Here is a 13,305-nt window from a genome sequence, read left to right as displayed (position 1 = left end):
ACGCCTGGAAAGCGTGTTTGGGGGGAACTCCAACGGAGGTTCAAATCCTCTCCTCTCCGCCACTTTTCTTAAAGGCCTTGTTCATCAGCTTGTTGCTGACGAACAAGGCCTTTTTTGGGGTCCCGCCTCGAACCTGGGCCTCGGGGGGGGAAGATAAATAAATCAATTGGGTGCGCTAATAAATAATAACAGGACAGGGGGCGGGAAAGCGGGCGCGGCGGCGCTTCCGGAGGCCCGAGCCCTCTCCCGACCCCATGGAAAGCGAAAGGGCCTGCGAGAAGTTCTCGCAGGCCCTTTTTCTTGTCGCGCGCCGAGCCTGCCCCGACTAACGGGGGTCCCGGATTGTCGTGAGCAGGTCGTTGGCGAGTGTGTCCTTTGTCGAAGCTTCAGCCGTTGCGTTCGTTTCGTCCGATCGAAGGTGAAGGGACGGATTGTCGGGAATGGGCCAATCGGACAACAGGAATTTGATTTCCTTCTCGCTGAGTATGGGCCTGTGGCCGTTGTTGCCGAACATAGGTGCCACCTTGGTTGAGGTTTCCCCCCCTCCTAAAAGGAAAAGCGCTCGAAAGGGCGAAAGGGTTACATAAAAAAGGGGACTTTCTGGCCGCGGGACAGGGGAATAAAGGACTGGTGCGGCCCAAGGCCATGTGGTATATTATTGCATACTAACCATTTTTTGATCGAGTTGAGTGGATTGGAGGTGGGCCCTTCGGGGCACGAACGATGCGGCGGATTTTTCGGTTTTTTATTGCGGCTTGTTGTCTTTGGCTTGTTTTTGCGCCCGCCGTTGCCTCGGCGGAGGAGCCGCCGCTGCGTTGCGGCATGGCCCGTGGATACCCGCCATACCAGTTCCTGGACGCCATGGGGGAACCGGCCGGCCTCGACATCGAGGTGGCCGGGCTCGTCTTCGCCAGGATGGGCGTCGAGTGCCGCATGGTCCCGGGCGATTGGGACGATGTGGTCGCCAGTTTGCGCCTGGGGCGGCTGGACTGCGTGTGCGGCATGGAGATCAATCGCGACCGCGAGCATTTTTTTGCCTTCACCACGCCCTATTACAGCCGGAAGGTGGTTATCTTCGTCCGTCGTGACGGGGCTGGCCTCGGCACGGTGGAAGACCTTGTCGGCAAGGCCGTCGCCGGAGACCGCCATTCCTTTGCGGAGCACTATCTGAAGCAGCGGGGGCTGCTCAATGCCATCCGCATCGTCCGGACCAAGAGCAAGGAGCAGTCCATGCGCATGCTCAAGGACGGCAAGGTGGTGGCGGTCATCGCCCCCCTCGCCGTGGGGCAGCTCCTGGCAAAACGTCAGGGGGTGCCGGTCAGGGTCATCGACGTGGGCGACCCGGGTTCCCCGGTGGGTTTTGCCGTGGAGACGGGCAACGACGTGCTGTTGGAGAAGTTGGAAAAGGCCATCGAGGAACTGAAGCGGGAGGGCGCCCTGCAACCGGTCCTGGACCGTTGGTTGCACTGAGGATGACGCGACGTCCCGATCAGGCTGCGGATGTTGAATATAATCGACTGGAAATGAACTTCGGCCTATGGTGAAGCGGTGGATGGATATTGGGAATCCGGCAGGTTCCCGCGCATTGCCGCCGCACAACACGCCGGGAAGTGGCCTGTAGCAGGGCCTCGGGTCATTTTGGGAGAGGATGGGGAGAATGCCGTTGCTGCATAAAATCAGGAGAAAACGCTCCCTGGTGCAACACCTGACCACGAGCCTGGTCATGGTGGTGGTCCTTTCCTCCTTTGCCGTATCCTCGGTCATCTTCGTCCTCCTGTTCCAGAAGTCCGAAGCCCAGTTTCAGCAGCGGGCCGACGAGGCTCTGACGCACCTGGCCAATAGCCTGGAATCCTACCTCTGGCATATGGAGGAGGAGTCCGTGGTCAACCTGTGCAACACCTTCGCCAACATCGACATCGTGGTCTTCATCGAGGTCCGCGACCACCGCGGCAACGATATCTACCGCTACGGCGAGATCACGCCGGGCGAGACCATCATCAAGGAACAGCGGATCAGCTACGACAACATCGAGGTCGGCGTGGTCCGGCTCGGCCTGACCCCGGCCATCTTCCGGGAAAAGGTCTACGAGACTACCTGGATCAGCCTGCTCTCCCTGTTGTCCGTGGTCATTGTCCTCGGCCTGTCCACCCGGCTGATCCTGAATCGCAGCCTGCGCATGCCGCTGGGGCAGCTCATTCAGCGCATCGAAGGCCTCTCTGCGGGCGAGTATTCCGAGCACGCTGAAGAGGAGGAGGGGTTCCAGGAGGTCCAGCTCATCCTTTCCAAATTCAACGAGATGGCCGAACAGATCCGGCTGCGTGAGACCGAACTGCGCGAGAGCGAGGAGAAGTACCGCCGCCTGTTCGAGACGAGCATTGAAGGCATCGTCATGATCGACGCGTCCGAGCACATCTTCCAGGTCAACCGGATTTTCGCGGACATGCTCGGCTATAGCGAGGAGGAGCTGGTCGGCATGTACGTGCCGGATCTTATCCTCGACGAGGATCAGGGGAACCATCGCACCGAGATCGAGAAGCGCCGCGCCGGAGAGGGGTCGCAGTACGAGCGCCGGTTCGTCCGCCGGGACGGCTCCGAGGTCTGGACGTTGATTTCGGCCAGCCCGCAGTTCGATGCCGAAGGCCTGTTCAACGGGGTGTTCGCCATGATCACGGACATCACGCCTCTGCGTATTGCCCAAGCCAACCTCAAGACCGCCTATGACGAGCTGGAGAAGAGAGTTGTCGAGCGCACGGACGAATTGAACAAGACCAATCGGCTGCTGACTTCGGAAATCCATATCCGCAAACAGACCGAGAAGGAGATTATCAAGGCCAAGGAAGCAGCGGAAAAGGCCACCCAGGCCAAGAGCGAATTTTTGGCCAACATGAGCCACGAAATCCGCACGCCCATGAACGCCATCATCGGCATGACCCACCTGATCAAAATGACCGAGCTCTCGCTTGCCCAGCGGGATTACATGAACAAGATCGACATTTCTGCCAAGTCCCTGCTCGGCATCATCAATGACGTGCTCGACCTGTCCAAGATCGAGGCGGGCATGCTCACCGTGGAATCCGTGGGCTTCAAGCTGGAGCAGGTGCTCGAGCAGCTGACCTCCATCGTCTCGCCCAGGGCCAACGAGAAGAAACTTGAGTTCCTCATCAGCGTGTGCAAGGACGTGCCGCCCTCCATCCAGGGCGACCCCATGCGTCTGGCCCAGATCCTCATCAATCTGTGCAACAACGCCGTCAAGTTTACCGACGAGGGGTCCGTGGTGGTGAGCATAGCCACGGTGGAAAAGGGTTCGGACACGGCCAAGCTGCGTTTCACGGTCAAGGACGACGGCATCGGCATCAAGCCGGAAAAGATTCAGGAACTGTTCCAGCCCTTCACCCAGGCGGACGCCTCCACCACCCGGAAATACGGCGGCACCGGTCTGGGGCTGAGCCTGTGCAACCAGTTGGTGGGGCTCATGGGCGGCGAGATCGGAGCCGAGAGCGATTTCGGCAAGGGCAGCCTCTTCTGGTTCGAGGTCACCTTCCCCATCTACCGGGAGGAGACCGAGAGCGCGACCCTGCCTCAGGAACTGCTGGGCATGCCCGCCCTGGTGGTGGACGACAACCCCACCTCGCGCATTATCCTCAAGGGCATGCTCGAATACATGGGGCTGTCCGTGACCACGGCCAAGTCGGGTTTCGAGGCCATCGACATCCTGCGCGGCTGCGGAGACAAGGAGACCTTCAAGCTGCTCGTGGTGGACTGGCGTATGCCGGAAATGGACGGCCTGGAGACTGCCGAGAATATCCTCAAGGATGGGGCCATCCAGGTCAAGCCGCCCATGTTCATGGTCTCGGCCTACGGCAACGCCTCCCTGGTCAAGCGGACCAACGAACTGGGTTTCCGCGGCCTGCTGTTCAAGCCGGTGAACCAGTCCTTCCTGTTCAACCTGGTGGTCGAGACTCTGGGCAAGGGCATGGTCACCCTGAACGAGACCGCCCGGCCCGAAAGGGCGTTGGAAAAGCTCGCCGGCAAGCGGATCCTGCTGGTGGAGGACAACGAAATCAACCGCCAGGTGGCCCAGGAGATTCTGGCTTCCATCGGAGTCGAGGTCTTCGAGGCCTTCAACGGGCAGAGCGCATTGGAATTTCTCGATAAGAACGAAGTGGACCTGGTGCTCATGGACATCCAGATGCCGGTCATGGATGGTCACGAGGCCACCCGGCTCATCCGTGAGCAGGCCCGCTTCAAGGACCTGCCGATCATCGCCATGACCGCCCACGCCATGCTCGCCGACATCGAGATGAGCAAGGAAGTGGGCATGAACGACCACATCGCCAAGCCCTTCGATCCGGACGACCTGTTCGCCGTCCTGACCAAGTGGTTGACCGGCGGAGACGAAGAGGCTGCGGCCGGCCCGGCCAGGTCCGACAAGAAGCGCGAGCGGCCGACCACGGACAAGGACGCTCTCCCCGCCATGATGCAGGGCATCGACGTGCAACTCGGCCTGCGGCGCGCCCGGGGCAACGAGAAGCTCTACAGGACGCTACTGCTCCTGCTGGACGAGAAGTACGCGGACGCCGCCGAACAGATCGGGAAGCACCTGTCCGCGGGGGACATCCATGAAGCCGTGGCCCTGGCCCATTCCGTCAAGGGTACCTCCGGCATGCTCGGAGCCATGGACCTGTTCGAGGCCGCCGGGGCGCTGGAGAAGGCCCTGGACCAGGGGGACGAGAACCCCTCCCAGTTGCTGGCCACGTTCACTTCACGGCTCGACGAGGTGGTCCGGAGCATCGGCGAGCTCAAGGAGGCCCAGACCGAGGAGTCGGAGCTTCCGGAGGAAGGGGAGGTGGCTTCGGTGGAGGCGCTCATGGCCAGCCTGGACGGTCTCCGGGCTCCCCTCTCCCAGGGGGCGCCGGTGGAGTGCCGGGAGCGAAGCCAGGACGTGAAGGGGTTGGTCTGGCCCGAAGAGGCGCGTGCCGAGGTCAAGCAACTGCTCAAGCTTATTGCCGAATACGATTTCAAGAAGGCCCTGGCCGTGCTCGACGAGTTGAAAGCCGGGCTCGGATCGGGACCGGACGCCGCGGCCTGATAGGGCAATGAAAAAGGCGCGTTCATCGCTGAACGCGCCTTTGAGTGGAAACCGGACACCCGGCAGCAATCGATACCGCTGCTTCCTCTCGGACCTGACGGGGTTCTCGACGCAACCGCCGTCCGGCTTCCCTCTGTACGGGAATGGTTTTCCTACAGCGTTCCCGAGCGTTCGTCAACTCTTCCCTTGCATCGGTTTGCATGAATCTCGGCGCAATGCGCTACCGCCGGGCTCTGGATATTGCGCCGAGGAGGGGTTCCCGTATAGTCTGGAGCAAAACCGCAACAGGCGAGGTGCCGGTGAACGCTTTTGACAAGAAAATCGGCGAGCCCCTCCGGGCCGCCGACCTGGACATCCTGCAGGTCAACGTGGGGCTCAAGTGCAATCAGGCCTGCGTCCATTGCCACCTGGAGTGTTCCCCGGCGCGCGAGGAACTCATGGGCCGCGCGATCATGGAGCGGATCGTGGCTCTGGCCGGGGCCGTCCGGCCCGGGCTGGTGGATATCACCGGAGGTGCGCCTGAACTCAATCCATATTTGCGGGACTTCATCACCGCCCTGACGGACCGGGGGTTGGCCGTGCAGTCGCGGACCAATCTGTCCGCCATGGAAGAGCCGGGAGCTGAAGGGTATCCGGAATTCTTCGCCGAAAAGGGGGTGGCTCTGGTGGCGTCCTTGCCGTGCTACAGCGCGGAGAACGTGAACCGCATGCGCGGGGAACGTTGCTACGCGAGTTCCGTCCGCATGCTCAAGCGGCTCAATGCACTCGGCTATGGGCGGGGGGACGGCCTGACCCTGGATCTGGTCTTCAACCCCGGCGGCCCGGACCTGCCTCCAGGCCAGGAGAATCTGGAAAAGGACTACAAGCGGGAACTGCGCACCCGGCACGGGGTGGTCTTCGACCGCCTTCTGACCATCACCAACCTGCCCATCGGCCGGTTCATGCGCATGCTTGAGGAGCAGGGCAGGGACCGCGAATACCTGGAACTCCTGGACGGTTCCTTCAACCCGGCCACCGTGGACGGGCTGATGTGCCGCCACCAGGTCAACATCGGCTGGGACGGGCGCCTCTACGACTGCGACTTCAATCAGGCCCTGCGCATCGGCACGGACCCGGACGCACCGGACCAACTGGCCGATTTCGACCTGGCGGCCTGGGTCGGCCGAAGGATCACCACCGGACCGCATTGCCTGGGCTGCACCGCCGGTGCCGGGTCGAGTTGCGGGGGGGCCATCGAGGTCTGATTTTCGATGAAAAGGCCAGCGGGCCCCTGTTTTTTCGCTCCGGCGTTGACAAGAACCCGTATTTGGGCCAACCCACGGGCATGAAAATCGACGCCGTCCCCTTTTTGATCGAGCGGAACTTTATTCTGATCGCCGTGGCCATGTCCGCAGTGGCCCTGGCGTATCCTCCGGCCTTCACCTGGGTCAAGCCGCACATCCCCCTGGGACTGGGGATCATCATGTTCGGCATGGGGCTGACCCTGGAGTTCGGGGATTTCATGGATATCCTGGGCAAGTGGCCCCTGGTGGGATTGGGCGTGATCCTGCAGTATGCCATCATGCCGCTGCTGGCCGTGGGCATCTCCTACGCGCTGGGCCTGCCGGCGGACATCACCATCGGCATGATCGTGGTCGGGGCCTGCCCCGGCGGCACGGCCTCCAACGTCATCGCCTACCTGGCCAAGGCCAACGTGCCCCTGTCCGTGACCATGACCCTGGCCTCCACCTGCCTGGCCCCGCTCCTGACCCCGGCCATCATCTACCTGCTCCTGGAGCGCCAGGTGGAGATCGATTTCTGGTCCATGGTCACGTCCGTGTTCTGGATCGTGGTCTTTCCCCTGGTCGACGGCCTCATCCTGCGGCGCATCTTCCGGCGTCGGCTGGAACCGTTCCTGCGCTGGTTCCCGTCTCTGTCCATCATCGTCATCGCCTTGCTCATCGCCTGCATCATCGGCCTGAATCAGGCGACCCTCCTTGCGCTGCCTTTCCTGGCGCTGCTGGCGGTCATCCTGCACAACACCCTGGGGCTGGCCATCGGGTACGGACTGGCCCGAGCGGCCCGCTGCAACAGGCGGGACGCCCGGACCCTGGCCATCGAAGTGGGCATGCAGAATTCCGGCCTGGGCGTGGCCCTGGCCGTGAAGCACTTCGGGGCGGCCTCGGCCCTGCCCGGCGCGCTTTTCAGCCTGTGGCACAACCTGTCCGGCGTGGCCCTGGCCCGCCGCTGGCGCAACCAGCCGGATTAAGCAATTTTTCATCACGAAGGGCAATGAATCCATATTCTTGCTTGACTTGTGTTACTAATTTGATACTAGTAACATCAATTGATCAAGAAATGGTCATTCATATCTGTCATAACCATTGAGGAGTGTGTGATGAAAAAAAAGACTTTCGTCCTGGCGGTCTTGTGCGCCGTGCTGTACGCCGGACCGGCCCTGGCCCATTTCGGCATGTTGATTCCCGACACCGACGAACTGACCCAGGCAAAACGGACCGTGAACCTGATCCTGTCCTTCTCCCATCCCTTCGAGGGCCAGGGCATGGAACTGGAAAAGCCCGCCGCCTTTTTCGTGGCCGTGGACAATGACCAGCGGATCGACCTGCTGCCGACCCTGAAGAAGACCGAGGTCATGGGCCACACCGCCTGGAAGACCTCATTCACCCCCAAGGCCCCCGGCCTGTACACCTTTGTCTTCGACCCCGTCCCCTATAAGGAAGATGCCGAGAACAACTACATCCGTCACATCACCAAGGTGGTGGTCGACGCCTACGGCGAGGGCGAGGGCTGGAACACCCCGCTCGGCTTGGACACCGAGATCGTGCCCCTGACGCGGCCCTTCGGCAACTACGCGGGCAACGTCTTCCAGGGCGTGGTCATGGTGGGTGGCAAGCCCGCCCCGTATACCCGTGTGGAAGTGGAATTTTACAACAAGGACGGCAAGCGCAAGGCCCCCAACGAGCGCATGGTCACGCAGGAAGTGATTGCCGACGGCCAGGGCGTGTTCACCTTCGCCTGTCCGTGGAAGGGGTGGTGGGGCTTTGCCGGCCTGAACACCGCCGACAAGCCCTATGAGGGCCGCGAACTCGAAATGGGCGCGGTCATCTGGGTGGAAATGAAGTAGCCTGTCCCTGTCCGGCAGGCCCTTGGCGTCACTCCCGGCGTCAGGGCCTGTCGGACGCCCTTTCGGCCATCCGGCTCAGGATGGGCGTGACGAACTCGTCCGGCAGGGCGCCGCAGGCCGCGCCGAGGTAGGCGCCGACAATGGAGCCGATGACCAGGTTGGACCCGTCCGGGCTGACCGCCACCTGGAACAGGGTGCCCACCAATGTGCCCAGGACCCCCCCCATAAGCCAGCCGTCGTTGTTCACCCCCCGGTAGGGTTTCATGCCCCGCCAGGTGCGGCAACAATCCTTCAGGAAAAAACCGGTAAACCCGCCGAGAAAGGCCCCCAGCAGGGTCAGCAGCATGCCCGGAAACGCGGTATGCAGGGTGAAGCCGTACCGGACCGATCCTTCGATGACGCCCGCGAGGCCGCCGATGGCCAGCAGGCCGTGGAAGCTCTTCTCCTTGGCGTCCGGCCGGGGAATGAATTCCTTCATGTGTCCTCCCGCGCCGGGAAATATCTTCCGCATCCCGGCGTCTGTCCTGTCTCTTGCCAGATTCATGCCGCTGTCCAGGCCTTTTTTGCCCCGTCGTGAAATACCTTAAACAGCTGTTTGAAAAGACTTTTCAGTTTTACATTTTTTACCCCGTCATGAATGCATTGGCAGTTTGTGCAAATAGTAACGCAATGTTTCCGGGACGGGATGGAACCGCCGCATCTGGGAGGGTGCTGGAGGCATTGGAAGAACGCTGCCGCGTGCGGCAACGAAGGGGGAAGGATGAAACGCGCATCCGCATGTTTTGTGTTGAGTTTTCTGGTCTGCCTGCTGGCGACCGCGTCCGTGGTCCAGGCAGGCGGTTTTGCGTTGTACGAGTGGGGCAACCGCGCCTTGGGCATGGGCACGGCCAACTACGCCACCGGTGATGATGCCTCGGTCATCGCCTACAACCCGGCGCTGATGACCAAGCTCGATGGCACCACCAATCTCTACGGCGGCGTCACCGCGGTCTCGCCCAACTCCGACGTGTATATCAATGGACAGAAGAACCAGACCCAGAATCAGATTTTCGGTGTCCCGCATGCCTTTGCGACCCGCAAGCTCAACGACGACTGGACGATCGGAGTGGGCGTGTTCACCCGCTTTGGCCTGGGCACCAACTACGACAACAATTGGGCAGGCAGGACGCTGGTCAAGGATGCCCTGCTGGAAACCTTTTCCTTAAATCCGAGCGTCGCCTACAAGGTCAACGACAAGCTGTCCATTGCGGGCGGCGTGGAGGTCATCAAAGGCCGCTTCATCGTTCACAAGGATATCCCTGTCGCGGCCCTCGGCGGAAACGTCAAGACCGACGTGTCCGACACCGCCCTGGCCTTCAACCTTGCCCTGGCGTACGACGTCAACGACATGTTGACCGTTGGGCTTACCTACCGCTCCCCCGTGCATTTCGAAGGCCAGGGGAGTGTCGAGGTGGCCAACGCCGGCTTTTACGCCAACGGCAAGGGCGATTGCACCATGACCGCCGATTTCCCGGCCAGCTACACCGTGGGGGTCGGCCTGACGCCCCTGGATGACCTGACCGTCGAGTTCGACGTCGTCTACACCCAGTGGGAGCAGTTTGACCGCATCGAGTTCGATTTCACCGGCTCCGGGCTGCCCGACAATAATCAGGATTTCAACTACAAGTCCACCTGGCGCTTCCAATTGGGGGCGGAATACCGGTTCACCGACGAGTTCGCCCTGCGCGCCGGATACGTCTACGACCAGACTCCGATCCGCCATGAGTACTGTTCGCCCATGCTGCCCGCCAACGACCGCCAGATGTTCACGCTGGGCGCGGGCTACAAGTGGGACGACTGGACCCTGGACGTGGCCGGCATGTACATCATCACCAAGGAGCGCACGGGCCTGTCCATGACCGACAAAGCCAGTACCTTCGACGTGGACTTCAAGCATGGCCGGACCTGGGGTGTCGGCACCTCCATCGGCTACAGCTTCTAGATCGGCACCGGTTTGAAAGTACAAGGCCCCTGCTTCGGCAGGGGCCTTTTGTTTGGCTCATGGCATGGTTTCCCCCGGGCGGTGCGCCCGCCGGGTTCGCTGTCGGCTCCGTCGTTCAGCCGCGCCGCCGCTTGAGAAGCCCGAATCCGGCCAGGCCCGTGAAGCCCGCCGGCAGCAGGGCTACGGTGGGGGGCTCGGGCGCGGGAGTGGCAACGGGTTCATTGTAGGTGAAGTCGTCCATCACCAACAGGGCCCCCGCGCCGCCTTCGTTGGCGGCGTAATCGGTGCCGCCGGAGGCGGACAGGACCAGGGTGTCGATTCCCTCGAAATTGAAGGAGAACAGGTTGGCGGACAACGTGTCCACGACGACCGAGGCGTCGTAGAGCAGGGAACCGCCGAAAAGCCCCCTAACGGTGATGTTCAGGCCGGAGCTCCAGGCGGCTGGTGAGGTGCGCTGTTGAAAGTGAATGGGGAGGCCTCGCTGCGGGGTATGCTGAGATCCATTGCATAGCCGTTGTATGCGGAGTAGTGCGGACTGACCGTGCCGGTCGGGCCGGGCAGCGGAGCATGATCGGCCTCTTGCCGTGGCCCCTATGCCGCGAAGAGAGCCGTTCGGGGCGGTTCGTGCCGACCACCCCTTGAGTTTCTGGCGCGGCGGCATGGCTCGCGACGCCATGGTTGACAGGCTTCCGCTAAATGTTGATGAGTTGGCAGTGAGGAACACATGATAGAATTCAATACCGTTACATTCGCTTATCCCTCCGGGGACGAGGTCCTGTGCGGAGTTTCCCTGGCCGTGAAACAGGGCGGCCTGCTCGGGCTGGCCGGCGCCAACGGCAGCGGCAAGTCCACCCTGCTCGCCCTGATGGCCGGATTGTACGCCCCCACCGGGGGAGGGCTGGAAGTGGCCGGACGGTCCAGTCCCGGGCACGAGGGGGACATTCGTTCCATTTGCCGGTTGGTCATGCAGGACGCGGATCTGCAGATTCTCGGTGCCACGGTGGAGGAGGATTTGCTCCTGGGCCGAGGGCGGGGCGAAGCGGCGACGACCGAGGCCCGAGCCATGGCCGAACGGTTCAGCCTCTTGAAATATTGGGACCGCCCGGTACAGACTCTGTCCTGGGGTACCAAGCGCAAGCTCTGTCTGGCCGCAGCCCTCCTGGACCGGCCGCGGGTACTGCTCCTGGACGAACCGTTCAGCGGCCTGGACTATCCCGGCGTGCGCGAGATGCGCGCTCTGATCCGGGCCAACCGGGAGGCCGGGTTGACTCAGGTCGTCTCCAGCCACGACCTGGAGAGTTTCATCGACCTGGTGGACGGGCTGGCCGTGCTCGACAACGGCGAGCTGGTCCTGAACGGTCCGGCAGAGACCGTCCTGGACCACGTGGCCGAGCACGCTGTGCGCCCGCCGGGTTCCTGGACCGCATGCCGGACCATCGTGCCGTGGGACGAAGGGGGGCGCCGATGATCGGCGTGGCCGGACTGGTCCGGGCCCTGGATCCGCGCCTCAAGCTGGCAGCCGCGCTGCTGATCGGCCCCTTTCTGTGGAAGGTTCCCGTGTTGGCAGCCACCGCCTGCGCCGCATTCCTGCTGGTTCTGGACCGGGCCCTGGCCGCCGGGCAGCCGGGCGGCGGCAAGATGGTCCGCAGCCTGCTTTCCTTCGTCTTCTTCTGGGTGGCGGCCAAGCTCGTCCTGGACGGCCTCTCCGGTGTGCCGGTGGAGGCCATGGCCCGGGACGCGGGCCAATTGGGCGTGCGGTTGGTGGCCCTGGTCTTGCTCGGCCTGGGCTTGGCCCTGTCCTCCTCTGCCCGCGCCCTAGGGTTGGCCGTGGCCTGGGCGCTGCGGCCGTTTTTGGGCCGGAAGCGGGCGTGGCGCATCGCCCTGTCCCTTTCCCTGATGGTCCACTTCCTGCCTGTCTGCCTGTCCACCCTGTCGGGCGTGCGCGAGGTGGTCGCCCGGCGCTTCCCCAAGGCGGGGTTCTTCCGGCGCATGCGCATGATCCCCCAGGCCGTGATCCGCAATCTCGGGCAGAAGACCTGGAACCAGACCCTGGCCGTGGCCTGTCGCGGCCTGGACCGGGCCGGGGCCTGGGAGCCGGACTTCGCCTGGTCCGTCCGGGATTGGTTGGGCTCCGCCTTCGTGCTCGCGGCCGCCGGGGCCATGTTTTTCCTCTAGTCCTTCCCGACCCGTATTGACGGAATGCGCCGTCCCTCCTACTGTTTGCTAAAAAGGGCAGCTTTGCCCGTCAGACCGCAATTTCCAGGGGGAAATCATGTCCACCATCACCCAGATGACGCCGGATGAGGCCCGCAAGTTCATGGAAGGCAGCAAACCGGACTCCTACACGCTCCTCGATGTCAGGCAGGAAGTGGAATACGAGCAGGACCATATTCCGGGGGCCAGGCTGGTGCCCCTGTCCGAGTTGCCCGACAGGTTCGACGAATTGGACAAGGAGCGCCCCCTGCTGGTTTATTGCGCCTCGGGCGGCCGGTCCATGGCCGCCGCCGGACTCCTGCAGGGCCAGGGGTTCGAGGACGTCAACAACCTGGTAGGCGGCATCTCCGCCTGGGAAGGCGAGGGCGCTTTCGGCCCCATGGAACTGGGCATGATCGCCTTCACCGGGGCCGAGAGCCCGGCCGAGGTCATTCTCAAGGCCTACGCCATGGAGAACGTGCTCCAGGTCTTCTACGTGCAGCGCGCGGACATGGCCGAGACCACGGAGCGCATCGAGCTGTTCATGCGTCTGGCCGGATTCGAGGATAAGCACAAGGACGTCCTGTACGAGTTGTACACCCGCACCGCCGAAGAGGTCATGAGCCGTGACGAGTTCGAGGAAATGGCCCTGCGCAACGCCTCGGACATGGCCGAGGGCGGGGTGCCGGTCAGCGAGTTCATGGACCGTTTCCCCGGCGCGTTCGACGATGACCGCGGCGTGTTGGAACTGGCCTCCATGGTCGAGGCCCAGGCCCTGGACTACTATCTGCGCTGCGCCCTGCGCGCCGAGAGCGACGACACGCGGAACGTGCTTCAGCTCCTGGCCCGCGAGGAAAAGGCCCACCTCAAGCTGCTCGGCAAGTTTATGGACAAGCGGGACTGAGCCCGGTCCGGCGG

General features: G+C 62.8%; 11 protein-coding genes and 1 other RNA gene. 9 read left to right on the top strand and 3 right to left on the bottom strand.

What is annotated here, in order from left to right:
- Positions 1-822: 822 nt before the first annotated feature.
- Positions 823-1,470, top strand: coding sequence for a transporter substrate-binding domain-containing protein (locus V8V93_RS14565; RefSeq protein ID WP_338667320.1), 648 nt, complete (start codon positions 823-825; stop codon positions 1,468-1,470).
- Positions 1,471-1,657: 187 nt separating this feature from the next.
- A complete protein-coding gene (locus V8V93_RS14560; RefSeq protein ID WP_338667319.1) occupies positions 1,658-5,089 on the top strand; it encodes a hybrid sensor histidine kinase/response regulator in 3,432 nt (1,143 codons plus the stop codon).
- 40 nt (positions 5,090-5,129) lie between these two features.
- Here the strand turns inward: V8V93_RS14560 and ffs are convergent.
- Positions 5,130-5,223: signal recognition particle sRNA small type (gene ffs / locus V8V93_RS14555), an RNA gene on the bottom strand.
- A 165-nt stretch (positions 5,224-5,388) separates the two neighbouring features.
- Between ffs and arsS the strand changes: the two genes are divergently transcribed.
- The 3 genes from arsS (at position 5,389) to V8V93_RS14540 (ending at position 8,213) form a co-directional block, all read left to right on the top strand.
- The gene (gene arsS / locus V8V93_RS14550) at positions 5,389-6,333 is read left to right on the top strand and encodes an arsenosugar biosynthesis radical SAM (seleno)protein ArsS (protein WP_338667318.1); all 945 of its coding nucleotides are present in this window, start codon (positions 5,389-5,391) and stop codon (positions 6,331-6,333) included.
- An 80-nt stretch (positions 6,334-6,413) separates the two neighbouring features.
- The gene (locus V8V93_RS14545; protein WP_338667317.1) at positions 6,414-7,337 is read left to right on the top strand and encodes a bile acid:sodium symporter family protein; all 924 of its coding nucleotides are present in this window, start codon (positions 6,414-6,416) and stop codon (positions 7,335-7,337) included.
- Between the two features lie 129 nt (positions 7,338-7,466).
- Positions 7,467-8,213, top strand: coding sequence for a DUF4198 domain-containing protein (locus V8V93_RS14540; protein WP_338667316.1), 747 nt, complete (start codon positions 7,467-7,469; stop codon positions 8,211-8,213).
- Between the two features lie 40 nt (positions 8,214-8,253).
- Here V8V93_RS14540 and V8V93_RS14535 read toward each other — a convergent pair whose 3' ends face one another.
- Positions 8,254-8,691, bottom strand: coding sequence for a hypothetical protein (locus V8V93_RS14535; RefSeq protein ID WP_338667315.1), 438 nt, complete (start codon positions 8,689-8,691; stop codon positions 8,254-8,256).
- Between the two features lie 282 nt (positions 8,692-8,973).
- Between V8V93_RS14535 and V8V93_RS14530 the strand changes: the two genes are divergently transcribed.
- Positions 8,974-10,194, top strand: a complete 1,221-nt coding sequence (locus V8V93_RS14530) for an OmpP1/FadL family transporter (RefSeq protein WP_338667314.1) — start codon at positions 8,974-8,976, stop codon at positions 10,192-10,194.
- A 115-nt stretch (positions 10,195-10,309) separates the two neighbouring features.
- On the opposite strand, the gene V8V93_RS14525 is transcribed toward V8V93_RS14530, so the two are convergent.
- Positions 10,310-10,558 (bottom strand): PEP-CTERM sorting domain-containing protein, encoded by a 249-nt coding sequence (locus tag V8V93_RS14525; protein ID WP_338667313.1) that lies wholly within the window; start codon positions 10,556-10,558, stop codon positions 10,310-10,312.
- A gap of 360 nt (positions 10,559-10,918) precedes the next feature.
- Here V8V93_RS14525 and V8V93_RS14520 point away from each other — a divergent pair, with 360 nt between their 5' ends.
- The 3 genes from V8V93_RS14520 to V8V93_RS14510 all read left to right on the top strand — a co-directional run bounded on the left by V8V93_RS14520 (position 10,919) and on the right by V8V93_RS14510 (position 13,291).
- On the top strand, positions 10,919-11,662 hold the full coding sequence (locus V8V93_RS14520; protein WP_338667312.1) for an energy-coupling factor ABC transporter ATP-binding protein: 744 nt from the start codon (positions 10,919-10,921) through the stop codon (positions 11,660-11,662).
- Complete coding sequence (locus V8V93_RS14515) at positions 11,659-12,369, top strand: cobalt transporter (protein WP_338667311.1); 711 nt, start codon at positions 11,659-11,661, stop codon at positions 12,367-12,369. Before V8V93_RS14520 ends, V8V93_RS14515 begins: the two co-directional genes overlap by 4 nt.
- A gap of 97 nt (positions 12,370-12,466) precedes the next feature.
- Positions 12,467-13,291: a rhodanese-like domain-containing protein gene (locus V8V93_RS14510; RefSeq protein ID WP_338667310.1), complete on the top strand. Its 825-nt coding sequence runs from the start codon at positions 12,467-12,469 to the stop codon at positions 13,289-13,291.
- The last annotated feature ends 14 nt before the right edge of the window (positions 13,292-13,305 follow it).

Source organism: Pseudodesulfovibrio sp. 5S69 (genome assembly GCF_037094465.1).
GTDB classification, from domain to species: domain Bacteria; phylum Desulfobacterota; class Desulfovibrionia; order Desulfovibrionales; family Desulfovibrionaceae; genus Pseudodesulfovibrio; species Pseudodesulfovibrio methanolicus.
This window is presented reverse-complemented; position numbering and strand designations above follow the sequence as displayed.